The 21,590-nt window shown below is 72.9% G+C and carries 20 protein-coding genes, 1 tRNA gene and 1 riboswitch; of the genes, 3 read left to right on the top strand and 18 right to left on the bottom strand.

Annotation, left to right across the window (positions count from 1 at the left end; all coding sequences use genetic code 11):
• Nucleotides 1–60 precede the first annotated feature (60 nt).
• Nucleotides 61–1,116 carry a methyltransferase gene (locus tag OHB41_RS39840; protein WP_266704464.1) on the top strand — a complete coding sequence of 352 codons (1,056 nt, stop codon included), beginning with the start codon at nucleotides 61–63 and terminating at the stop codon, nucleotides 1,114–1,116.
• 139 nt (nucleotides 1,117–1,255) lie between these two features.
• Here OHB41_RS39840 and OHB41_RS39835 read toward each other — a convergent pair whose 3' ends face one another.
• The 7 genes from OHB41_RS39835 to OHB41_RS39805 form a co-directional block, all read right to left on the bottom strand.
• Nucleotides 1,256–1,588: a TcmI family type II polyketide cyclase gene (locus tag OHB41_RS39835; protein WP_153287536.1), complete on the bottom strand. Its 333-nt coding sequence runs from the start codon at nucleotides 1,586–1,588 to the stop codon at nucleotides 1,256–1,258.
• 24 nt (nucleotides 1,589–1,612) lie between these two features.
• Nucleotides 1,613–2,092 carry an SRPBCC family protein gene (locus tag OHB41_RS39830; protein ID WP_266704461.1) on the bottom strand — a complete coding sequence of 160 codons (480 nt, stop codon included), beginning with the start codon at nucleotides 2,090–2,092 and terminating at the stop codon, nucleotides 1,613–1,615.
• A gap of 1 nt (nucleotide 2,093) precedes the next feature.
• Entirely contained in the window at nucleotides 2,094–2,351 is a 258-nt protein-coding gene (locus OHB41_RS39825; RefSeq protein ID WP_153287538.1) for a phosphopantetheine-binding protein, read from the bottom strand.
• 24 nt (nucleotides 2,352–2,375) lie between these two features.
• Nucleotides 2,376–3,632: a ketosynthase chain-length factor gene (locus tag OHB41_RS39820; RefSeq protein ID WP_266704457.1), complete on the bottom strand. Its 1,257-nt coding sequence runs from the start codon at nucleotides 3,630–3,632 to the stop codon at nucleotides 2,376–2,378.
• Nucleotides 3,629–4,897: a beta-ketoacyl-[acyl-carrier-protein] synthase family protein gene (locus OHB41_RS39815; protein WP_266704455.1), complete on the bottom strand. Its 1,269-nt coding sequence runs from the start codon at nucleotides 4,895–4,897 to the stop codon at nucleotides 3,629–3,631. Before OHB41_RS39815 ends, OHB41_RS39820 begins: the two co-directional genes overlap by 4 nt.
• Nucleotides 4,894–5,376 carry a cupin domain-containing protein gene (locus OHB41_RS39810; RefSeq protein ID WP_266704453.1) on the bottom strand — a complete coding sequence of 161 codons (483 nt, stop codon included), beginning with the start codon at nucleotides 5,374–5,376 and terminating at the stop codon, nucleotides 4,894–4,896. The genes OHB41_RS39815 and OHB41_RS39810 overlap by 4 nt, the downstream gene beginning before the upstream one ends.
• A 70-nt stretch (nucleotides 5,377–5,446) precedes the next feature.
• Nucleotides 5,447–6,583, bottom strand: coding sequence for a SchA/CurD-like domain-containing protein (locus OHB41_RS39805; protein ID WP_266704451.1), 1,137 nt, complete (start codon nucleotides 6,581–6,583; stop codon nucleotides 5,447–5,449).
• A 236-nt stretch (nucleotides 6,584–6,819) separates the two neighbouring features.
• Here OHB41_RS39805 and OHB41_RS39800 point away from each other — a divergent pair, with 236 nt between their 5' ends.
• A complete protein-coding gene (locus OHB41_RS39800; protein WP_266704449.1) occupies nucleotides 6,820–8,496 on the top strand; it encodes an FAD-dependent oxidoreductase in 1,677 nt (558 codons plus the stop codon).
• A 191-nt stretch (nucleotides 8,497–8,687) separates the two neighbouring features.
• Here OHB41_RS39800 and OHB41_RS39795 read toward each other — a convergent pair whose 3' ends face one another.
• From OHB41_RS39795 to OHB41_RS39775, 5 genes are all read right to left on the bottom strand, one after another.
• Entirely contained in the window at nucleotides 8,688–9,146 is a 459-nt protein-coding gene (locus OHB41_RS39795) for an RpiB/LacA/LacB family sugar-phosphate isomerase (protein WP_266704447.1), read from the bottom strand.
• Between the two features lie 184 nt (nucleotides 9,147–9,330).
• A tRNA-Pro gene (locus OHB41_RS39790) sits at nucleotides 9,331–9,404 on the bottom strand.
• A gap of 151 nt (nucleotides 9,405–9,555) precedes the next feature.
• A complete protein-coding gene (locus OHB41_RS39785) occupies nucleotides 9,556–10,974 on the bottom strand; it encodes a hypothetical protein (RefSeq protein ID WP_526025079.1) in 1,419 nt (472 codons plus the stop codon).
• A 315-nt stretch (nucleotides 10,975–11,289) separates the two neighbouring features.
• Nucleotides 11,290–11,514, bottom strand: coding sequence for a hypothetical protein (locus tag OHB41_RS39780; protein WP_266704445.1), 225 nt, complete (start codon nucleotides 11,512–11,514; stop codon nucleotides 11,290–11,292).
• A gap of 191 nt (nucleotides 11,515–11,705) precedes the next feature.
• Nucleotides 11,706–12,158, bottom strand: coding sequence for an Lrp/AsnC family transcriptional regulator (locus tag OHB41_RS39775; protein ID WP_526025013.1), 453 nt, complete (start codon nucleotides 12,156–12,158; stop codon nucleotides 11,706–11,708).
• 149 nt (nucleotides 12,159–12,307) lie between these two features.
• Between OHB41_RS39775 and OHB41_RS39770 the strand changes: the two genes are divergently transcribed.
• Entirely contained in the window at nucleotides 12,308–13,582 is a 1,275-nt protein-coding gene (locus tag OHB41_RS39770) for an ArgE/DapE family deacylase (protein WP_266704443.1), read from the top strand.
• 105 nt (nucleotides 13,583–13,687) lie between these two features.
• Here OHB41_RS39770 and thiD read toward each other — a convergent pair whose 3' ends face one another.
• The 6 genes from thiD to OHB41_RS39740 all read right to left on the bottom strand — a co-directional run bounded on the left by thiD (nucleotide 13,688) and on the right by OHB41_RS39740 (nucleotide 21,519).
• Complete coding sequence (gene thiD / locus OHB41_RS39765; protein WP_266704441.1) at nucleotides 13,688–14,500, bottom strand: bifunctional hydroxymethylpyrimidine kinase/phosphomethylpyrimidine kinase; 813 nt, start codon at nucleotides 14,498–14,500, stop codon at nucleotides 13,688–13,690.
• 109 nt (nucleotides 14,501–14,609) lie between these two features.
• The gene (locus OHB41_RS39760; protein ID WP_266704439.1) at nucleotides 14,610–16,004 is read right to left on the bottom strand and encodes a purine-cytosine permease family protein; all 1,395 of its coding nucleotides are present in this window, start codon (nucleotides 16,002–16,004) and stop codon (nucleotides 14,610–14,612) included.
• Nucleotides 15,994–16,088: riboswitch (TPP riboswitch) on the bottom strand. (Overlaps the previous gene by 11 nt.)
• A gap of 105 nt (nucleotides 16,089–16,193) precedes the next feature.
• A complete protein-coding gene (locus OHB41_RS39755) occupies nucleotides 16,194–17,297 on the bottom strand; it encodes a maleylacetate reductase (RefSeq protein ID WP_266704437.1) in 1,104 nt (367 codons plus the stop codon).
• A 94-nt stretch (nucleotides 17,298–17,391) separates the two neighbouring features.
• Nucleotides 17,392–18,612, bottom strand: a complete 1,221-nt coding sequence (locus tag OHB41_RS39750; protein ID WP_266704435.1) for a type III PLP-dependent enzyme domain-containing protein — start codon at nucleotides 18,610–18,612, stop codon at nucleotides 17,392–17,394.
• 1,217 nt (nucleotides 18,613–19,829) lie between these two features.
• Nucleotides 19,830–20,183: an SH3 domain-containing protein gene (locus tag OHB41_RS39745; RefSeq protein ID WP_266704433.1), complete on the bottom strand. Its 354-nt coding sequence runs from the start codon at nucleotides 20,181–20,183 to the stop codon at nucleotides 19,830–19,832.
• 214 nt (nucleotides 20,184–20,397) lie between these two features.
• Nucleotides 20,398–21,519 (bottom strand): rhodanese-like domain-containing protein, encoded by a 1,122-nt coding sequence (locus OHB41_RS39740; protein ID WP_266704431.1) that lies wholly within the window; start codon nucleotides 21,517–21,519, stop codon nucleotides 20,398–20,400.
• Nucleotides 21,520–21,590 lie beyond the last annotated feature (71 nt).

The following is a 21,590-nucleotide window of genomic DNA, read 5'->3' as shown; positions in this document are numbered from 1 at the left end:
CCCATCACTCCCCCACCCCCACCACCCACTCGAGGCACGACAGAAGAAGCGAGGCACCAGATGACAACTGCCGAGCAGGCTCCGCACCGGACGCCCGCCGAACAGGCTCCCCCGCCGCCCATGCGGCTGCGGGAGCTCGTCTTCGGAGCGGCGTGCGCCGCCGCCGTGCGCGCCGCCGCCCGCCTGGGCGTGGCCGACGCCCTGGAAGAGACGCCGATGAGCGTCGAGGACCTGGCCGCGGCGGTCAAGACCCAGCCGCAGACCCTGCGCCGGCTGCTGCGCGCCCTGTCCTGCCAGGGCGTCTTCGTGGAACAACCGGACGGCGCGTTCGCCCACACGGAGATGTCCCGGCTGCTGCGCGAGGACGACCCGCACAGCCTGCGGTACATCGCCCTGTGGTGCACCGAGCCCTGGACGTGGAACGTCTGGCCCAAGCTCGACGAGGCCGTTCGCTCCGGCCGCAACGTCTTCGAGGACGTGTACGAGAAGGAGTTCTTCGAGTACCTCAACGAGGAGGCGCCCGAGTCCGCGTACGTCTTCAACCGGGCCATGACGACGTCCAGCGAACAGTCCGCGCGCGATGTCGCGAACCTGCTCGACCTCGACGGGGTGTCCTCGGTCGCCGACATCGGCGGCGGTCAGGGACAGGTCGTGGCCAGCCTGCTGGAGAAGCACCCCGGGATGCACGGCACCCTGCTCGACCTGCCGGGCGTGGTGGAGAACGCGGACGCGCGCCTGCGCGACGGCGGTTCGCTGGCCGACCGGGTGCGCGTCGTGGCCGGTGACTGCCGCGAGGACATCCCGGTACAGGCGGACGTGTACATCATCAAGAACATCCTGGAGTGGGACGACGACAGCACCCGCCGGGCGCTGGCGAACGTCCGGAAGGCGGCGCGGCCCGGTGCCCGTGTCGTCGTCATCGAGAACCTCGTGGACGACACCCCGTCGATGAAGTTCACGACCTCCATGGACCTGCTGCTCCTCCTCAACGTCGGCGGCGCGAAGCACACCCGGCAGAGCATGGTCGACCGGCTGACGGCCGCGGGCCTGGTCATCGGAGAGGTCCGTCCGGTCAACGCGTATCTCCACGCGTTCGAGTGCACCGTCCCGGCCTGAGCCGCCGCGACGCCCCGGGCCGGCCCGGCAGAGGCCGGCCCGGCAGAGGCCGGCCCGGCAGAGGCCGGCCCCGCAAACCCGAGGCCGCCGGATCCGCTTTCGCGGAGCCGGCGGCCTCGGGTTGTGTCCCGGCGCCCGGTCAGGAGGCGGCGGCGCGCTCCCAACGGTAGAAGCAGCGCGCCATGGCGTCCTTGGGGCTGCGCCACGTCTGCGGGTCGTACGCGCTGACGTACGCCGACAGTTCCTCGCTGACGCTGCGGAACTCCGGGTGCCCGACCACCTTCGCGATGGCGGGCGCGGGGTCCTTGTCGGACTCGATGAGGTGCATGTACACATCACCGAACTGGAAGAGGCTGCGCCGGTTGACACCGATCAGGTGCGGCAGTTCACCGCGGTCGGAGGCGGCGAACACGTCGGCGATCGCGGGCGCCGAGTCGGGCGCCATCCGGGCGACGATCAGGGCGTGATGCATCGGGGGTCCTTCCTGGGTCGGTGATCAGCCCGGTACGGCTGGCGCGTTGCGGCGGTCGCGGGCGGCCTGCTCGATGCGGTCCCGGATCAGGGCCATCTGGACGCGGGAGTTGCGGTTGATGTTGTCCGTCATCCAGGCGTCGTCGACCGGGGCCTCGGGCTTCATCGCGAAGTCCTGCACCCAGTGCATGTGGGTGCCGCCCGGGGTCTCCTTGTACTCCCACCGGATGTCCATGTGGGCGAAGGGGCCGGTCTCGACGCGGCGGGCCCGTACGGTCCGCGCGGCGCGGTCCACGGTCCGCTCCGAGACCCAGCTCCAGACCTTGCCGTTCTCGTCCGGGTGCATGGTCAGGCGGAAGCTCGTCGTGTCGCCGTCACGGGAGAGCACCTCCAGGGACGCGTACTCGCTGAACAGCTGCGGCCAGTTCTCGATGTCGTTGGTCATGTCCCAGACCAGATCGAGAGGGGCGTCGATGGTGATGCTGTTCTCGGTGTGTCCTGCCACTTCAGGCTCCAGTCTTGAGGGTGCTGTTGACGAGGTCGAGGAACTCGCGGGGCGTCTTGCAGCGCTCCGCGTCGGGGGGCAGCGGCTTGCTGTACCGGTTCTCCAGCTCGCCGACGATGCCGAGCAGGCCCAGCGAGTCGAGGCCGAGGGTGCCGAACGGGGAGTCCGACGCGTGGTGCAGCTGCTGGGGGTCGACGGTGACTCCGGCGGCCTTCTTCATCAGCTTGGCGAGTTCGTCGACGGTCACTTCGATGATCATCTGAGTTCTCCTTCTCGCCCGGTCCTATCGGGCGGAGTCGCCGCCGCGGCGCACGACCAGCGCCGCGTTGGATCCCATGAGTCCCCTGCTGAGGACCAGGGCCGTGTTCAGCTCGGCGGGGCGAGCACGGGACATCACCAGGTCGAGGTCGTGGCAGATGTCGAACACGTTGGGGGTGGGGGGCACCAGGCCGTTCTCCATGGCGAGCACCGCGGCCGCGGTGTCCAGCACGGGCGCCGCGCAGTAGGCCCGCCCGATCCCGGTCTTGGGCGCCGTGACGGGCACCCGGGTGCCGTGCGCCCCCAGGGCGTCGGCGATGGCCAGGGCTTCGGCGCGGTCCGCCTCCGGTACGCCCAGGGCGTCCGCGAACACGACGTCGATCTCCTGCGGGGCGCAGCCCGCCTCGTCGAGGGCGACCTTGATGGCCTGGACGAGTCCCTCCCGGGACTGCTCCCAGCGGGAGGCACCGGTGAAGGTGGCGCCGTGCCCGGCCACGGTGGCCCGGATCGCGGCACCGCGGTCGCGTGCGCGGGCCGCCTCCTCCACGACGAGCATCGCGCCGCCCTCCGCGGGTGCGAACCCGCAGGCTCCCTCGGTGAAGGGCCGGTAGGCGCGATCGGGGTCCTCGACGGTGCTGATCTCGGGGTAGCCGAGCTGGCAGACCATCGAGTACGGGGCGAGGGGTGCCTCGGCGGACCCGGCGAGGACGGCACCGGTGCCGCGCCGTACCCCGCGGGCGGCGTGCGCGATGGAGTCCAGGCCGCCCGCCTCGTCGCTCGCGACCACTCCGCACGGCCCCTTGAAGCCGCCCCGGATGGAGATCTGGCCGGTGCTGGCGGCGTAGAACCAGGCGATGGACTGGTACGGGCCGACGTACCGGGATCCCTGGCCCCACAGTTTCTGGAGTTCCCGCTGTCCGAACTCTCCGCCACCGGAGCCGGCCGCGGTGACCACGCCGATGTTGTACGGCTCCGCGGGGTCCCCGTGGCCGAGGCCGGCGTCGTCCAGGGCGAGGACGGTCGCGGCCATGGCGAAGTGGCTGAAGCGGTCGGTCTGGACGAGGAAACGCTCCTCGATGAGGGATGCGGCGTCGAAGGAACGGACCTCGCCCGCGACGCGGAGCGGCAGGTGCTCGCATCCCTCGCGGGTGATCCGGTCCAGAACGCCGAGCCCCTCACTGATGGACTTCCAGTAGGCGTCGGCTCGCAGTCCGTTGGGCGCGATCACACCGATGCCGGTGATGGCCGCGTGCCGGGGGCGCTGAGTGCGCTGACTGGTCATGGTTTCCTCCCACCCGGCCCGGTCAGGAGCACCGCGGACTGGAAACCGCCGAATCCGCTGCCCACGGAGAGCACGTTGTTCAGCTTCCGGGGGCGTGCGGTGCGCGGAACGTAGTCCAGGTCGCACTCGGGGTCGGGAGTTTCGTAGTTCGCGGTAGGCGGCACGACCTGGTGTTTCAGGGCGAGGACGCAGGCGACGACCTCGATCGCCCCGATCGCGCCCAGCGAGTGCCCCACCATGGATTTGATGGAGCTCATGGGGGTCTTGTACGCGTGGGCGCCCAGCGACCGCTTGACCGCGGCGGTCTCGTGGCGGTCGTTCTGCCGGGTGCCCGAGCCGTGCGCGTTGACGTAGTCGATCAGTGTCGGATCGAGTCGCGCCTGGTCGAGCGTGGTGTCGATCGCCCGGGCCATCTCGCGGCCCTCGCTGGTCAGACCGGTCATGTGGTAGGCGTTGCCGTAGGTGGCGTAGCCGCCGATCTCGCAGTAGATGTGCGCGCCGCGGGCCCGGGCGTGCTCGTACTCCTCCAGGACGAGTACCGCCGCGCCCTCGCCCATGACGAAGCCGTTGCGGTGGGCGTCGAAGGGCCGGGAGGCGTGCTCCGGGTCGTCGTTGTCGGGCGACGTCGCCTTGATGGCGTCGAAGCAGGCCATGGTGATCGGGGATATGGGAGAGTCGGACGCCCCGGCGATGCAGACGTCCGCCCGGCCCTCCTCGATCGTGTGGAAGGCGTAGCCGACCGCGTCGAGTCCGGAGGTGCAGCCCGTGGAGACCGTCTGCACCGGACCCTGTGCGCCGAACCGCTCGGCGACCACCGAGGCGAGCGTGCTGGGTGAGAACGCCATGTGCAGCTGCGGGTCGGCCGCGCGGTGGTCCACGTCCCACCGTCGGCCGCCCTCACTGACCTTGACGTAGTCGTGTTCGAGGCGGGTGGTACCGCCGACGGCGCTGCCGAGCGATACACCGACCCGCCAGGGGTCCTCCCTGCCGGTGTCGAGTCCCGAGTCGCGTACGGCCTCGTTGGCCGCGACCGCGGCGAACTGGATGTACCGGTCCGCGTGCTGGCTCAGCTCCGGGTCGAGACCGTGTGCGAGGGGGTCGAAGTCGCATTCGGCGGCTATGCGCGAGCGCAGGCCCGCTGGATCGAACAGCGTGATGCCGCGGGTCGCTGTACGGCCGTTGGCGAGGAGGTCCCAGAACGCCGTCGCTCCGGTGCCGCCCGGAGCGACCACACCGATACCGGTGACGGCCACCCGCCGGGTCACTTTATGGCCCCACTTCGCTCGGACGGCCGTCCGTGGTCAGGCGCGGACAGGTCCGTCCCGGCGGCGGCGAACTCGGGGGTGGGCCCGTGGCCGTCGGCCTCCTCCGTGTCGACGTGACCGAGGCTCGGACGGGGGGCGAGCGGTCCCAGGTGGAAGACCATGCGGGCCTCCGTGTCACCGACGTTGCGGAAGCGGTGGCGCATGTTGATCGGGATCAGCAGGCCCTGGTCCGGCCGGAGCGCGTGCGCCTCGCCGTCCAGGTCCACCTCGAGCGCGCCGGTGACGACGTACACGAACTCCTCGGAGTACGGGTGGTAGTGCTCGCCGATGCGCTCGCCGGGCTGGACGATGGCCAGGCCCATGAACCCGCTGGTGGAGCCCGCCGTGGCGGGGGTGAGCATGGCCCGGATGTCGCCTCCGCGCCTGCGGTTGGGTTCCGTCTCGCTCAGGTCCACGATGCGTGGATGCTTCTGGATCATTCTTGATACCTCCGACTGTGGAAGTGGCGTGCGAGGGGGCGGCCGCGGACCTGGGGACCGCGGCCGTCCGTCAGGAGTGCGCCGCGGTGCGGTCGGTGACGGGCATCATGTCGGCGTGCGACAGGAGACGGTTGACGTTGCGCTCCGTGTCCAGGGAGCCCTCGACGCCGATCGCGGGACCGTCGAGGAGCCGCTCCAGTTCCCCGGCCTTGCCGGCGCCCTTGAGGCCGAGCGACGCGGCGGGGTCTGCGTCCAGTTCGCCCGTGATGTCGATGAGGCGCACCACGATGTCGTCGCGCTGGAAGACCGTGCTCCCGTAGACCGCACCCTTCGGGTCGGCTGCCGCGGCCTCGTCCTGATGGGCGAGCAGCCGGGCGAGCTCCATCCCCTGGCCGCGCTTGGCCGGGTAGTACAGCGCGTGCCGGCGAAGGCCCGCGGGTTCCGGCCGGTCCGCCACCACGTGGTGCACGGCCGGCAGGGCCGCGCGGGTGAAGAAGACGCGTGCCGAGTCCTCGTTGCCCAGGTCCCGGTCCTGCTCCAGGTACGGGTTGATGGCCTCCTCGACGGCCCTCACCTCTGGCTGGCGCGCCACATGGCGCAGGGCCACGAGGAGGTCGCCCTCCACTTCCACCGCGCGCACGACGCGGTTGCCGTGCATGAAGAGCGAGGTGCGGCGCAGGCGCGTGGTGTCGTCGACCCGGGCCTGGGGCGCCTGGTATCCGGCCAGGATCTCCGCGACCTTGGACTCGGAGCCGGGCTTGACGGTGAAGGTGAGGGCGTGGCGGGCCACCCCGTCCCCCACGCGGGCCTGCACCTGCTTGGCGGCCTTGGCCGCCTTGCCGGCCTTCGGCGCCGCATCCTGCTGGTTGCGGTGGGTCTCCCGCAGGATGCTGTACCGCATCGAGCGGGTGTCCTTGACGCAGCTGTGCATCGGCCTGACCGTCTCGACGTGCTCCTCGCTGTTCACCCAGGCGAGGAAGGGCGGGGCGCTCTCCCACTCACTGGTGATGAGCCACTGCGAGGGGTTCTCGATCGACTGGCAGAGCTGGTCGCTGATGTGACCGGGGACGGACGCGACCTGATTGCACATGTGTTCGTAAGCGTCGAGGAACTGCTGCTGGGCTCCTTCGTACAGATCGAGCAGCAGGATCACCCGCAGCTTGGAGCCGTCGAACGCCGACTGCGAGATACGTCCCGAGCTGGTCATCCGGCACACCTTTCTTCATTCTTCACGGAAGGTCAGGAACGACCGCCGTGGCCGAAAGGCCGGGGTCGCCATGAGCCGATCGTTGACGGGACGTCCGATACGCGCGAGCCCCACGGGGCGGACGAGTGAACTGCGTGTCATCCGGGTGCCCCCGGCGCGCGAGCGGCCCCCCGAAGGGCATGGAACCTGAGTCCCGTTCCTGACTCACACCTCGCGGGTGACGCTGGAGGCAATCAATGAACCGATGGAATGAGGCCGGCGAGGTCGGTCACCACACGCCGGTCCTCGTTGTCGGCGGCTCCCTGGTCGGTCTGTCCACGTCGCTGTTCCTGGGGCGCCTCGGCGTTCCGCACCTGCTGGTCGAGCGTCACCCGGGCACGTCGATCCATCCGCGCGGCCGCGGCAACAACGTCCGCACGATGGAGTTGTTCCGGGTGGCCGGGGCGCAGCGGCGCATCGAGCGGGCCGCGTCCGTCCTGGCGGAGAACCACGGCATCCTGCAGGCGCCGACCCTGGTGGGCGACGCGGGCGAGTGGCTGTTCAAGAACATCGACCCGGGCGGCGGGCTGGCGCGCTTCAGCCCCAGCAAGTGGTGTCTGTGCAGCCAGAACGACCTGGAGCCGGTGCTGCTGGAGTGTGCTCGGGAACTGGGCGGAGATCTGCGGTACTCCACGGAGCTGATCTCGTTCGAGCAGGACGCCGAGGGGGTGACCGCACGGCTCAAGAGCCGTGGAACGGGTGAGCACAGCACCGTCAGGGCGGACTATCTCGTCGCCGCGGACGGTCCGCGCAGCCCCGTCCGCGAGCGGCTCGGCATCGGACAGAACGGCCCGGGCGACCTGTTCCACAACGTGAGCGTCACCTTCACCTCCCGGCGCCTCGCGGAGGCCGTCGGCGACCGGCGCTTCATCGTCTGCTACCTGACCGGCCCGGAGGCCGACGGGGCGCTGCTGCCGGTCGACAACAAGGAGCACTGGGTGTTCCACGCTCCCTGGCACCCCGAACACGGGGAGACGCTTGAGGAGTTCACCGACGAGCGGTGCGCGGAGCACATCCGGCGGGCCACGGGTGTACGGAATCTCGATGTGGAGATCACCGGCCGGGCCGCCTGGCACGCGGCCGAGCGGGTCGCCGAGCGGTACGTGGACGGCCGGGTGTTCCTCGCCGGTGACTCGGCCCACGAGATGTCCCCCACGGGGGCGTTCGGCTCCAACACGGGCATCCAGGACGCGCACAACCTCGCCTGGAAGCTGGCCGCGGTCCTGGGCGGCTGGGCCGGCCGCGGGCTGCTGGAGTCCTACGACGCGGAGCGCCGTCCGGTCGCGCAGGCGACGAGCGCGCGCGCCTCGTCGCGTTCGGTCGAGCACAGCCACCCCGGATACACCCCGGCCCCCGGAACCGGCGGCCCCAGGGGTCCCGGCGGTCCCGGCGGCAAGGGCGGCGGCATCCTCAACGTGGCGCTGAGCTACCGCTACCCGCGCGGTGCGGTCCTGGGCGCCGATCCCACGCTGCCGATCGTGCCTGACGGCATGCGGTTGACGGGCGAACCGGGCAGCCGGGCACCCCACATGTGGCTGGAGCGTCCCGGTGACCGGATCTCCACGCTCGACCTGTACGAGCGGTCCCTGGTGCTCCTGAGCTCGGCGGACGGCACCGCCGGGTGGCACGCCGCGGCGAAGGAGGTCGCGGCGCGGCTGTCGGTGCCGCTCGACTCGTACCGGATCGGGGGCGGACCCGGCGCCGAGCTGTCCCCCGAGGGCGGCACGGACTGGGCGCGGGTGCACGGTGTCACCGCGGGCGGAGCGGTGCTGGTCCGCCCCGACGGGTTCGTCGCCTGGCGGTCCGAGGGCCCGTCGGCCGATCCCGGCGCCACGCTGCGGGACGTGCTCGTGGCGCTGCTGGACCGGCGCTGACGACTCCTCCACGCCACGACACGGGCGAGGACGCTCCGCCGGTACGCGCGTGACACGCGGGGCGCCGTGCCGGAGAGAGCCGGGCGTCCGAACCGGCGACGGGCGGGAAGCGGGGACACGGGCGAGGGCGGGGGGCCGGTGTCTGCGGACCGCCCGCCCTGCCATGTGTCCGGGGGCCTCACCCGGGTGGGTCAGGGATCCGTTCTGCCGAGGTGGTCGAGACGTCCGAGGTGCGCCACGTTCTCCCGGTCGTCGGCGTCCTCGGCGGCCTCGGCGGCGAACCAGGCGTCGAGGATCTCCTTGAGCAGCGGTTCGGACGTCAGCCGCAGGCTCAGTGCCAGCACGTTCGCGTCGTTCCAACGGCGTGCGCCGTCCGCCGTGTACGCGTCCGTGCACAGGGCCGCGCGGACACCCGCCACCTTGTTCGCGGCGATCGACGCGCCCGTGCCGGTCCAGCAGCAGACGACCGCCTGCTCCGCGGTCCCCGCGGCCACCTCAAGGGCGGCCGCCTCGGAGCACACCGCCCACCGCGGGTCCCGGCCGGGGTGCAGCGCCCCGTGTGTCGTGACCTCGTGGCCTCGGCCGCGCAGTTCCGCGACGAGGGAGCGGGCCACGGGTTCGTCCATGTCCGAGGAGACGGAGATCCGCATGCCCGGCAGCCTACCCAGCGGTGCGTACGCGCGGCAGGCCCGCTTCGTCCGACGCCCCGAGGAGGACCCGCGCACCCCAAGAAGGACCCGCGTACCCGTTGAAGGACCCACGCACCCGAAGAAGAGCCGGAGTACACGAAGAAGGGCCCTCACGGACCATCGCCCGTGAAGACCCTTCGCACCGTCGGGACGACAGGATTTGAACCTGCGACCCCTTGACCCCCAGTCAAGTGCGCTACCAAGCTGCGCCACGTCCCGATGCGGTTCACCCGCGGTGATCCCGCGTGATCGTGCAGGTAAACCCTACCGCACGTGCGGGGGCGGGCCCGCACACGCGACGGTCGGCGGCGCGGGGCGTCCGGGGCGGCCTGGGCGCGACGGCGAGGCGCGCGGACCACGGGAGCAGCGGCTACACCGTGCTGCCGGCCAGCCTCCACTCGCGGTGCAGCGTGCCCAGCGGAACGCCCCGCTGGAGGACCGGGGTGCCGAAGACGGACAGCTGGATCCGCAGGGTCCCACTCAGATCGAGACCGCCGTAGACGCCCCACGTACCCGTCGCCTCGACGTCGGACTTCGTGCCGGAGCCGGCGGGGGCGGTGACGTCGACGGTGCCCGTGGCCTCACCGCGCAGATAGGGGGCCAGGTCGGCGGTGACCCCCACGGCTCCGTACAGGCCGACGGTGGCCTGCGCGCCGAGGGCGGCCTTCACCCCTCCGGCGGTCGTGACCAGCGCGTGCACCGGGGTGCTCGCCATGTGCGACTCGTTGACCGGGGTCCAGCCGCTGGCCGAGTCGTAGGTGCCGCCGGCGTCGAAGTCGCCCTTGAGGTCCTGTTCGACGTCGACGGTGACCCTGCCGTCGCCGCTGATCTGGAAGTAGCAGGTCAGGTCGAGGTTCACGACGACGGGGATCGGGCCGACCTGGAGGACGGGGTCGGCGTGCAGCTTCGCGAACGGCAGCCGGACGGGCTGGGCGGAGGCGGCGGCGCGCCCCTTGAGTGCCCACCGCGAGGTCCAGTCGCCGGAGACACCGAGGTGGGCGGTTGCGGGGCCGGCCGCGGTGGACCTGCCGCCGTAGGAGAAGTCGACCTCCGGCTTGACCTGGACGAAGCCGGACACGGCCGCCGCCGCGGAGGCCGGCGCGCCCCCGGCCGTGGCGACCCGGGTGGCGACGTCGACCCGCAGGCTGCCGAGCGGGACCTTCGCGCCCTCGGGGCCCGCGTGCACGTCTCCGGCCCGCGCCCAGGACACCTTGACGTCGGGCAGCAGCCGCTCGACGTCGAAGGATGCGGGATCGACGGGAACGGTGCCCTTGGCCTCGCCGTCGCCGAGCAGCGCGTCGAGGGTCGTCGGCGCGGTCTGGACCTCGGTGCCGTCGGGCTTCTCGTCGATCACCTCGGTGACCTTGGCGAGCAGTCCGTCGGGGGCGCCGGGCGCGGGGGCGCTCGCGATGACGTCGCCGACGGCGGTACGGCTCGGCGCCGGCGTCCCTCCGGGGGTCGGTGACGCTGACGGATCCCCTTTGCGGGCAGGGGATATGACGGCGCGTCGGGTTCGGCTGTCGTACGACGTCACCGACAGCGCGGACTTGTGGGCCCTGCCGCCGGCCGTACCGGGCCGCGCGACGGCGGTCGAGGTGGCCGCGGGCGCGGCCGCGACGGCGAGCGGCCGGCCGGTGTCCGCGGGCCCGGCGGTGGACGAAGTGGCGTCCGGGGCCCGTTCGGGGGCGGAGGAGGAGCGCGGGCCGGGGTCTGCGGAGCAGCCGACGGCGAGGAGGAGGGCGGATGCGGCGAGCGCGGGCATGACGGCACGCAAGGGCCGCTTGCGGATACGCAAGATCAGTCCTGAGGGGGGTGGGGGTGGCAAGGAATTACCGGCGAGTAACTAGATGTGAGCATGCCATGGAGGCATGAAGACCCGCTTCACCTTTCCGCACCCCGCAGGGGTGATGTGCACCACGCCGCCCCCCTCCAGGCGGCCCCGGCTCCCCCAACTCTCGTGAACTTCAGACCAATTGACGTGTCGTCACACACCCGACCCGACCGGGAGCACCGATCACGCCCCGGCCACAGGCGCCGCTCACGCCCCACCCACAGGCACCGGTCACACCCCGGCCGAAGAAGAGGACGCGACGGTCCGGCCCCCTCATCTCACGGTCTCGGGCCCCCAGTACTCCGGGCCGATCCCCCGCCAGTCGATGAGCGGGGACACCGCGATGGTCAGCGGATCGGCATCGAGCCCCGCGCGCCGCAGGAACTCGGCCAGGTCGCCCAGGTTGTAGGCCAACCCGAGGCTCTCTCCGTGCACACGGACCCGGCGGCCGCCTGTCGGCGCCGGCGGGGACACGATCACAGGCAGCGGTTCGGACATGAATCCAGCCTCGCCTCTCCGGTCCCGGCCTGCATCCCGGCCCGATGTCCTGCTCGTTCACCGCGCGCCGTCGTCGGGGCGCCGGAGGAGTGTGGGTTCGCCATGGCCGAATTCAATCACGTGTTCGATTTTGGGCGCGACCCGTGCCCGGGACCCTGCCGATCGGGGGCGCCGGGGCGGGCCGCCGACGGTCAGACCCGCGGCCGGTTGATCAGCCCGGACAGGACGATCACGCTCTCCGTCCGCTCGATGACCCTGGCCTCGCGCACCTGCTGGATGGCCCGTTCCAGATGCGGGATGTCCAGGGCCATCAGGTGCACCATCGCGTCGGCGGCCCCGGAGACCGTGTAGGCCTCGACCACCTCCGGCACGGCCTCCAGCTCGCGCCGCAGTTCGGCGGGGGTCGGATTGCCCTTGCAGTACACCTCGGCGAACGCCTCGGTCCGCCAGCCCAGCGCCTGGGTGTCGACGAGCGCGGTGAAGCCGCGGATCGTGCCGTCGGCCACGAGCCGGTCCAGGCGCCGCTTCGCCGCCGGTGCCGAGAGCCCGGCGGCGCGGCCGATCTCCGCGTACGTGCTGCGCGCGTCGCGCAGCACGCACCGCACGATCTCCTCGTCGATGGCGTCCATGGCCACGTCGCTCACCTCTTCCTCCGCGCAAGAAATCACCACGCAGGCCCAGTCTTCACAAGAAATCGATCCTAGACGGAAACAAACGGCGATTGTTTGCGTACCGGAACTGTTCGTAGCATCCTCACGCCCCCTCGTCGTCCACCGCGGAAGGAGCGTGTGGCATGCGCGCAGTGCTCAGTGCCGAGGAGTCCGCAGCCCTGGAGGCCGTCGACGAAGCGGCCGTCGCCACGATGCTGCTCGACACCCTGGCCGTGCCGAGCGTGACGGGAAGCGCGGCCGAGTCCGAGCTGCAGCACCGTCTGGCGCGTGACCTCGGCCGGTCCGGCCTGGACATCGACCTGTGGTCGATGGATCTGCCCGCTCTGCGCGCCGAGCCCGGCTTCCCCGGCATGGAGGTGCCGCGCGACGAGGCGTGGGGGCTCGTCGCGACACTGCCCGGCGCCGAGGACGGTCCGACCATGATCCTCCAGGGCCATGTCGACGTCGTACCGCCCGGTGACCTCGCGCAGTGGGCGGGTGCCCCCTTCGTACCGAGCGTCCGCGGGGACGTCGTGCACGGCCGGGGCGCCTGCGACATGAAGGCCGGTGTCGTCGCCAACGTCGCCGCGCTCGCCGCGATCCGGGCGTCCGGGGTACGGCTGCGCGGCAGCGTGGCGGGCCACTTCGTGGTCGGCGAGGAGGACGGCGGGATCGGCGCCTTCGGCACCCTGCACCGTGGCCACACCGGCGACGCCTGCGTCATCAGCGAGCCGACCGGCGGCACGCTGGTCACCGCGAACGCCGGCGCCCTGACCTTCCGTGTCACCGTGCCGGGCCGGTCCACGCACGCGAGCACCCGTGACGCCGGGGTGAGCGCCATCGACGCCTACGCGCCGATCGCCGCCGCCCTGGCCCGGCTGGAGGTCGCCCGCAGCGAGACGCCCGATCCCCTGATGGCCGAGTACCCCTTCCCGTACACCGTCTCCGTCGGGATGCTCCAGGCCGGCGACTGGGCCAGCAGCGTGCCGGGGCTGCTCGTCGCCGACGGCCGGCTCGGGCTGCGGCTCGGCGAGGACCCGGACGCGGCACGCGCCGCGTTCGAGCGCTGTGTGGCGGAGGCGTGCGCGGCCGATCCGTGGCTGCGCGGGCATCCCGCGGTCGTCTCGTGGCCCGGCGGCCAGTTCGCCAGCGGGCGGCTCCCGGCCGGCCATCCCCTGCGCGAGACGGTCGGCACCGCGCACGCCGACGTCACCGGCGCGCCGGGGGCCCGGGAACGCGGCGCCCCCTATGGGAGCGACCTGCGCCTCTATGCCGGGGCGGGCATCCCGACACTCCAGTACGGCCCCGGGGACGTACGCCTGGCCCACGGCCCCGCCGAGCACGTGTCCCTCGCGGAGACGGTCGCCGTCGCCCAGGCGCTGGTCCTGGCGACACTGCGCACCGTGGGGACCTGCTAGTGCCGCGGCCTCGGGAGGACCAGGCACGTGCCAGGACCACGGAACCGGTGGAGGGGCACCCGGCAGGACCATGTGACCCGGTGGGCCAGGGGCCCCGGGGAACCTTCAGCGCCCCTCTCGCATCCGCCAGCCGTGGTCGACCGGTCCGAGTCCGGAACCGAGCGGGAAGCCCGCCGCGATCGCGCCCGTGACGTACTCCTTCGCCCGCCGCACCGCCTCCGGCACCGCCCGCCCCCGCGCCAGCTCCACCGCGACGGCCGAGGCCAGGGTGCAGCCGGTGCCGTGGGTGTGGCGGTTGTCGTGGCGCGGGGCCCGCAACCAGAGCTGTTCGGTGCCGTCGGTCAGCAGGTCGACGGCCTCGCCTGGCAGATGGCCGCCCTTCACGAGGACCCAGCGGGGGCCGTAGGACAGCAGCCGTTCCGCGGCGCGGCCCATGTCCCGCTCGTCCGTCACCTCGATTCCCGTGAGCTCGGCGGTCTCGTCGAGATTCGGCGTCACCACCGTCGCGACCGGCAGCAGCGCGGTCCGTACGGCGTCCAGCGCGTCGTCGGCCAGCAGCCGGTCACCGTGCTTGGAGACGCTCACCGGGTCCACCACCACGGGCGCGGCGACGTCCGACAGCAGCTCGGCGACGGTCTCGACGAGCAGCGCGGAGCCGAGCATGCCGGTCTTCACCGCCTGCACCCCGATGTCGTCCACGACGCTGCGGTACTGCGCGCGCACCGCCTCCGCCGGAAGCTCCCAGGCTCCCTGCACACCGAGGGAGTTCTGCGCGGTGACCGCGGTCAGCACGCTCATCCCGTGCGCGCCGAGCGCCAGCATGGTCTTGAGGTCGGCCTGGATGCCGGCGCCGCCGCCCGAGTCCGATCCGGCGACGGTCAGGACGCGGGGCGGGGCGGCGGGGGTGTTCGAGGACATGACGGGTTCGCTCCGTACGAGAGACGAGACGGGTGAGCGGGTGAGACGGGTGGGACGGGACGGGTGAGGGGCCCGGGGCGACCCGGCCCGTGGCCGGCGGCGGCCGTGGTCAGCGACGCAGCCGCAGCGGCGCGTACACCACGAGGGCCGCGAGGAACGCCACCCCGTAGGCGAGGTCCGCTCCGTGCAGGACCCGGGCGACCGGACCGACGTACAGACTGGTGCTCATGAACGGCACCGCCGCGGCGAAGGCGCCGACGAAGGCCACCAGCGCGGGCCACCACGGCTGCGGGCGGGCGCTCTCGGCGGACAGGTCGACCGGCGCGCCGGCCCGCGCCCTGGCCCGGACGAGCCAGTCGACGGCGACGATCGCGACGAACCCGGGGATCCAGTAGCCGACGAGCAGCAGCACGTTCTGGAACCGGGTCGTGGTGTCGGCGGCGTGCATCCAGAGCACCAGCGGGAAGCCGAGTACGGCCGCCAGCGCGGCGGCGGCCGGCCGCGGCAGGCGTACCCCCATGGTCTGCAGGGCGAGCGAGCCGCTGTAGTCGTTCATGGCGTTGCTGCTCAGGGCGGCCAGGGCCACGGCGAGCAGTCCGAAGGCGCCGAGGACACCGCCGCCGAGCAGGGTGTCGACGCCGCGGGCGGTCTGGTCGGTGAAGACGGAGGCGCCCCACAGGCCGAGCGCCTGGACGGCCACGAAGGACACACCGACACCGGCGAGCGTGCACCAGAACATGCGCGGCCGGGATGCCGTGCGCGGCAGATAACGGCTGAAGTCGCTGGCGTAGGGGGCCCAGGACAGCGCCAGGCTGAGGGCGATGGTGCAGGTCAGGACGAAGGCCCCGGCCCGGTCGGCGCCGTGCGCGGAGGCGGTGGCGGCGGGGTGGTCGCCGTTCAGGAGCTTCACCGTCAGCGCGGCGAAGGCGGCGGCGAGGGCGAACGTCATCACGGTCTGCAGCCGGTGGATCACCTCGTACCCGAGGACGCCGAGCGCTCCCTGGGCGCCCATCATGACCAGCACTCCCAGCCAGAACGGCCAGCCGCACAGCTGGGCCAGCGCGTCCCCGCCGAACAGGCCGATCAGCGCGTCCCAGGCGATCGAGGACAGCCACTGCAGCGCACCCGGCACCAGCACGGCCCGCCCGAACGCGAGCCGGGCGAGCGGCAGCTGTCCGGCGCCGGTCTGGCTGCCCCAGGTGCCGAGGTACGCCGTCGGCACGGCGCCCAGCAGGGTGCCCAGTACGACGGCGGTCAGCGCGGTGGAGAAGTCCAGGCCGAGCGCGATGCCCACGGTGCCGGTGAAGACGCCGGTCATCGTCAGGTTGGGGGCGAACCACACGGTGAACAGGCGGCCGGGGCCGCCGTAGCGGTGGTCCTCCGGCACCGGGGCGATGCCGCGCGCCTCGACGCGCAGATCGCCGGGGGCCTCGGGCATCCGCCCGTCGAAGACGCCCTGCGGGCCTCCGACGGCCACTTCACCACGGGCATACGGCAACGACATGAGACATCCCTCCGCCAGTCCTAACTGGTTCAGGTTCGACGGGTGTGATCTCAGCCCTCGTGCGGGGCACCCCGTGTCCGGTTCGGCGTCAGGATAGCCCGGTCGGCGCGCACGTCCCAGGCAGGGGGCGCACGGACCAACGTGACCGGGAACGCGGCCCCCGTGAGTCGACGTGCCCCGCAACACGCCCTAGGAGCCGACGCGCGGCTCCCAGCCCTCGTACGCCGCCGTCAGCAGGCCCAGCACGCCGTGCGCGGTGACCTCGCGCGGGTTCGGGTATGCCGGGCCGGCGGCCTGCGCCGCGGCCACCGCCAAGTCGGCCTCCTCCAGACCGAGTTCGGCGAGGGTACGTGGCGCGCCCAGGTCTCCGGCGAGCTCCCGCAGGGCGCGTGGGACGTCGTCCGTGCCGAGCACCCGGGACAGGGTGACGATCGCCCGGGGCGCGGCGGACGCGTTGTAGGCGAGGGCGTAGGGCAGGACCACGGTGTGCGTCTCGGCGTGCGGCAGGCCGAAGGTGCCGCCGAGGACGTGGCACAGCTTGTGGTGCAGGCCCATGGTGGTCGCGCCGAGGCAGGCGCCGCACAGCCACGCGCCGTACAGGGCGCGGCTCCGCGCGTCGAGGTCGCCGGGGTCGGCGGCCACGTCCGGCAGGGCGCCCGTCATCGCGCGGACGCCCTCCTCGGCCATGAGCGAGACGAGGGGGGAGGCGTCGGGCGCGTACAGGGCTTCGACGGCGTGCGCGAGGGCGTTGACGCCGCTGGTCACGGAGAGGGGGACGGGGAGACCGAGAGTGAGCTCGGGATCGTAGACGACACTCCGGGGCTGGACGACGAGGTCGCGTCCGGTGCGCTTGGCGCCGTCCTCGGTCAGGCCCCACACCGAGGTCATCTCGGAGCCGGAGTAGGTGGACGGCACGGCGATCAGCGGCAGCCCGGTGCGCAGCGCGATCGCCTTGCCGAGGCCGATCGCCGAGCCGCCGCCGACCGCCACACAGCCGTCGGCGCGCATCTCGCGGGCCATCTCGACGGCCCGGGCGGCGACCTCGGCGGGTACGTGCATCCGGGCCTCGGCGTGCAGCCCCGCGCACTGGCCGCCCAGCGCGTCGGCGACCGCCCGTGCGGTGGCCTCGCCCCGTCTGCCGCAGACCACCAGCACCCTGTGCAGACCGAGCCGGGCGACCTCGCCGGGGGTCGCGGACACGGCGGCGCCGGGCCGGAAGACGACCCGGCCGGGCCGGGTCTCGTACGAGAAGTCGAGCGGGTTGTCTGTCGTGGAGTTCGGTTCGACGGTCATGCCACTCTCCTGGTCCGGCACACGATCCTGCCAGGCGTGTCCGAGGATGCGCCGCGGCGCTCCCGACGGCAACTCCTGGTGTTCCGTCGCACGGTCATCGGGACCGGTCGCCGTCGGCGCCCGCGTCCAGGAAGTGGAAGCCGGGCTCCGGATAGCGCGCGGGGGCCGGGTGCGGGGCGGACGAGGTGTAGGCGCCCGCGAGGGAGAACACCACGCGGTCGCCGGCCCGCAGGCCCTGGGCCCGGACGTCACGGACCAGGACGTCCTTCGGCGTGCTCAGCTGGCCGGTGAGGGTGGCGCGCTCCCTCCGCACCACGGGACGCGGCCAGGAATACGGCCACGGCTCCACTTCGAGAACGGACCAGGGCTGGTCGTGCCGTCCGGTCACCGGGGTGCGCAGGTGGACGGCGCCGCCACGGATGACGGCGAAGTCCTCGCTGGAGCCGTGCTCGACGTCCAGCACCTCGCTCGCGTACCAGCCGCAGTACGCGGTCAGCGCGCGGCCGGGCTCGATCCGCAGCGTCAGTTCCGGGTGGGCCGCGGCGAGCCGGGCGAGGCCCTCGCCGTACGCGTGCCAGTCGAAGCGGCGCTCGGGGCGGTCGTAGTCCACCGCCATGCCGCCCCCGATGTCCACCTCGGTGAGCTGAAGGCCGTTCCGGGCGGCCAGTTCGAGGGTCCAGGCGACGACGGACTCGGCCAGCGCCAAATGCTCCTCGGCGTGCACCCCGTTGGCCAGGTGGGCGTGGACACCGCGCAGTTCGAGGCTCGGATAACTGCCGTCCGTGAGCAGGCCGACGATCGTGTCGGCCCGGGCCGGATCGAGGCCGGAGGTGGTGGCGGCCCCGCCGCCGTCCGCCGCGAGGAGGTCGCCGGCCACCGGGAGGTCGAACCGGGGCAGCACCGCCACCCGGCGGTCCGGAGCGTGCCGCTGGGCCAGCCCGGCCAGCATGTACAGCTCGTACTCGCTCTCGACCTGGAAGCGTGTCACACCCCGTTCCAGCGCGTCCGCCAGCTCCGTCGGGGTCTTCTCCGTGCCTCCGAAGACCCGCGGGCAGTCCACGGCGGCCTCGGCGACGTGGTCCAGTTCGATGCGGGAGGACACCTTGTAACCGTCCACGTACGGGCCGAGCTCGGCCAGGATCTCCGGTTCCCCGTTGGCCTGGACCGCGTAGTACAGCTCGACGCGATCCGGCAGCGCGGCTCTGACGGACGCGGCGTGGGCGCGCAGTGCCACCAAGTCGTATACGTAGGCGGGCAGTTCCGTGGGCGACAGGGAGAGGATGCGGTCGCGCACCGCGCGCGGGGGTGTGATCATTGGGGCACTCCGGGTCGTATGGCGCAGGATGTCGTCGGCACGCGACGGGGGTGGCGAGCGGCCGGGCGACATCGCCGACCGGCCGGTGCGCGATACGGGGAGCAGGGGCACGTCGGACACGCGGAGCGGCGCCGCGTCCGACACGGGGAGCAGGGCCGCGTGCGTTACGGGGTCGCCGCCATCACTCCCGAGACGCGCGTGCGACGCGCGTGCCGGGTCCGCCGTCCGGGGCGGAGTATCCGCGGTACGCCGACCGAGCGTCCGGTTCGGGGCGCCGAGCGGGGACCAGGAGAGCACCGCCACCGCGCTCCGGCAGACCGACGCCCCCGCTCGCAGGGCTCGCGCCCTGTGGCATCCCACCATCATTCTGATCCGCGACTCCAAAACCCGTGGCCCGGATACGATCTCTACCCGGCGAGAGATCCTCAGGCACCTCGGGCCGCTCGCGGGCGGGAGCCCCTGGGAGTGTCGCCCGGCGCACACCACACCTCACGACACCTTGCCACGCCGCGGTTCCACGGGCACGTAGCCGGTGGTGTTCCGGCGGTGCGCGCCAAGGTGTGGCGTTGAAGAGGTTCGCCGGGGGAGGCGCCGGACGGCGACGCGGGCGCGCACACCGGCCGGGGTCCAGGCGCCGGATCCGCGCGAGTGGTCGGCTATCGCGCCGCTGCGGCAGATGTGCACCCCTGGGCACACGAGATGCCCGCCGGGGCGCGGCACTTGGGAACTTTCGGGCAGCCCGGCGACATGGTCGCGCGCGGGGAGGTCGGTGCATCGATACATCGGTACATCGATACCGGCCGGCCCGCAGGTGGCGGCGGGAGGGAGTCGTCCGCGACGACCGGCCGTCGCTCGGCGGCATGGCGCGGTCGACCGCGGGAGAGGTCCGCGCCGATCGCTGTCGGGCCCGGAGCGGCGGGCACGGACGCGTGGGCTCCGGGAGCACGGCGATGTCCGGGTACGGCCCGTCACCCGGGCCCAGAAGTTCGTGGAGCGCGGGATGCGCCCAGCGGATGTGGCAGCGGCTCAGGTCAGGGTGGGTCGGTTCAGGGCGGGTCGGTTCAGGGTGGGTCACATCCGGGGGGGTGGGACAGGACGGTGTGGGTCGGATCGGGCGGGTGGGTCAGGACGGCGCGAGGGGACATGACGCGGTCCGGCGCGAGGGGCATGACGCGGTGCCCGGCTCCGCGCGGAACCGGGCACCGCGTCCGGTCAGGTCAGCAGGTGGCCGACGCGGGCAGTCCGCCGTGCTGGTCGCCCTTGAGATACACGGCACTCACATAGCCCTCGGCCAGCCGCACCCACACGTCGTTGACATAGCCGTTGTCGCGGATGGTCTCGCCGTGGGTCCAGCACGACGCGCCGCGCGGCTCCCCCGCGGCGACGTGCCCGGTGATTCCGGTCTGACTCGACGGGCCGGAGCGGACGTTGACGTTCACGTACGGCGTGACACCGTAGGGCAGCCCCGCCGCCGCGGCCTGCGCGACGGCGCCGCCGGTCAGGAGCAGTCCGGCGGCGAACGCCCCGACACCCGCCGTGGTCAACGCCCTGGTCCTCATCCTCATGGTCATGCTGTCCTTCCCCGTGGTGGAGTCCCGGTGTGCTTCCCGGGTGGGACCTGCGCGTCCCGCCCGGTCCCACAGGGCAACCTTGCAAGGTCGGCTCCGGGCAGGGAACTTCTTTCGACCACGCTCGAAACGTCCCGCCTCCGGGGCCGCGTTGATCCGGACGATCGAGGGGGCGCGTGACGGGCGCCGGCGGACCTGGCCGTCGCGGGCGGCTGCGTCACCCCCGGGCGCCGCGGAGGCGGAGCCCCGCCTTCCCGGCGTTGGCGTAGGCGTCGTCCACGGCCACCACGGTGCGGCCCGCCGCGTCGAGCAGGGAGGCGGCGACGGCGGCGCGCATTCCGCCCGCGCAGTGCACCCACACCTCACCCGGGGGGATCTCGCCGAGCCGGCGGCGCACCGTGTGCAGGGGGATGTGGACCGAGCCCTCCACGAAGCCCAGGGCCCGCTCGACCCCGCGCCGGACGTCCAGGACCACGACGCCCTCACGCCCGCGCCGCCCGGAGAGGTCGGCGAGGTCGGCGAACACGGCGCGCGGGAAGGACCCCGGGACCTCGCCCTCGCGCACCCAGCCCTTCGGCTCACCGGTCGCCGCGGCGGCGGGCCGGTCGATTCCGACCCCCACTAGTGCCGCGGCAGGCAACGTTCGCCCTTCGAGGAGCTGCGTCCGGTGCGTGCTCTCGGCGTGCCGGCCGGAAGTCCTCGTACTGGACGTACTTGGGCTTTCGGCCGGTGCGGCGAGAGTGCGTGCCGGGCGTCGCGACGGGGCGAACGTTGCCTGCCGCGGCACTAGTTCCCGCTGGGCGGCGGCCAACTGCTCCGCCGATTCCGCCAGCAGGGTCACCGGCTTGCCCCACGGGATCAACCAGGCCAGGTAGGCGGCCAGTTGCCCTTCGGCCTCGAAGTTGTACGAGCCCGGCACATGGCCGGCGGCGAAGGCGACGCGGCTGCGCAGGTCCACCACCCACTCCCCCGCGGCCAGCCGCGCGGCGATCTCCTCGGCGTCGGCCGCGGCGGGCGGGGTGAGGTCGACCGGTGCCGGGCCGGCGGCGTTGGCCGGGCCCATGTAGGTGTAGTAGGCGGGGATGTCGTCCAGTCCGGCGAGCAGGCCGGCGACGAGGGTGTCGACGTCCCGGGTGAGGGCCGGGTTGTCCGCCCTCTCCCTGCCGATCGTCGTGGCCGTGCCGCCGCCCTGCCCGGCGGAGCAGAAGCTGCCGAAGCCGTGGGTGGGCAGCACGGCCGTGGTGTCGGGGAGTTCGGCGGCCAGCCGGTGCGCCGAGGCGTGCTGGGCCCGGGCGAGGCCCTCGGTCAGGCGCGGCTCGACGAGGTCGGGGCGGCCCACCGTGCCGATGAGCAGCGAGCCGCCGGAACACCGCCACCGCCGTCCCGGCGTCCTCCAGCACGTAGGCCGTG

This window comes from Streptomyces sp. NBC_01571 (genome assembly GCF_026339875.1).
Lineage (GTDB): Bacteria > Actinomycetota > Actinomycetes > Streptomycetales > Streptomycetaceae > Streptomyces.
The sequence above is the reverse complement of the archived record's forward strand: the minus strand, read 5'-3'. Positions and strand labels throughout refer to the sequence as shown.

Excerpts from the sequence above, each read along its gene's own strand:
- thiD (WP_266704441.1), bottom strand. The coding sequence starts at position 14,500 with ATGTCCTCGAACACCCCCGCCGCCCCGCCCCGCGTCCTGACCGTCGCC.
- OHB41_RS39820 (WP_266704457.1), bottom strand. The coding sequence starts at position 3,632 with ATGACCAGTCAGCGCACTCAGCGCCCCCGGCACGCGGCCATCACCGGC.
- OHB41_RS39760 (WP_266704439.1), bottom strand. The coding sequence starts at position 16,004 with ATGTCGTTGCCGTATGCCCGTGGTGAAGTGGCCGTCGGAGGCCCGCAG.
- OHB41_RS39795 (WP_266704447.1), bottom strand. The coding sequence starts at position 9,146 with ATGCGGATCTCCGTCTCCTCGGACATGGACGAACCCGTGGCCCGCTCC.
- OHB41_RS39810 (WP_266704453.1), bottom strand. The coding sequence starts at position 5,376 with ATGATCCAGAAGCATCCACGCATCGTGGACCTGAGCGAGACGGAACCC.
- OHB41_RS39750 (WP_266704435.1), bottom strand. The coding sequence starts at position 18,612 with ATGATCACACCCCCGCGCGCGGTGCGCGACCGCATCCTCTCCCTGTCG.
- OHB41_RS39755 (WP_266704437.1), bottom strand. The coding sequence starts at position 17,297 with ATGACCGTCGAACCGAACTCCACGACAGACAACCCGCTCGACTTCTCG.
- OHB41_RS39800 (WP_266704449.1), top strand. The coding sequence starts at position 6,820 with ATGAACCGATGGAATGAGGCCGGCGAGGTCGGTCACCACACGCCGGTC.
- OHB41_RS39745 (WP_266704433.1), bottom strand. The coding sequence starts at position 20,183 with ATGACCATGAGGATGAGGACCAGGGCGTTGACCACGGCGGGTGTCGGG.
- OHB41_RS39835 (WP_153287536.1), bottom strand. The coding sequence starts at position 1,588 with ATGCATCACGCCCTGATCGTCGCCCGGATGGCGCCCGACTCGGCGCCC.
- OHB41_RS39770 (WP_266704443.1), top strand. The coding sequence starts at position 12,308 with ATGCGCGCAGTGCTCAGTGCCGAGGAGTCCGCAGCCCTGGAGGCCGTC.
- OHB41_RS39805 (WP_266704451.1), bottom strand. The coding sequence starts at position 6,583 with ATGACCAGCTCGGGACGTATCTCGCAGTCGGCGTTCGACGGCTCCAAG.
- OHB41_RS39840 (WP_266704464.1), top strand. The coding sequence starts at position 61 with ATGACAACTGCCGAGCAGGCTCCGCACCGGACGCCCGCCGAACAGGCT.
- OHB41_RS39780 (WP_266704445.1), bottom strand. The coding sequence starts at position 11,514 with ATGTCCGAACCGCTGCCTGTGATCGTGTCCCCGCCGGCGCCGACAGGC.
- OHB41_RS39825 (WP_153287538.1), bottom strand. The coding sequence starts at position 2,351 with ATGATCATCGAAGTGACCGTCGACGAACTCGCCAAGCTGATGAAGAAG.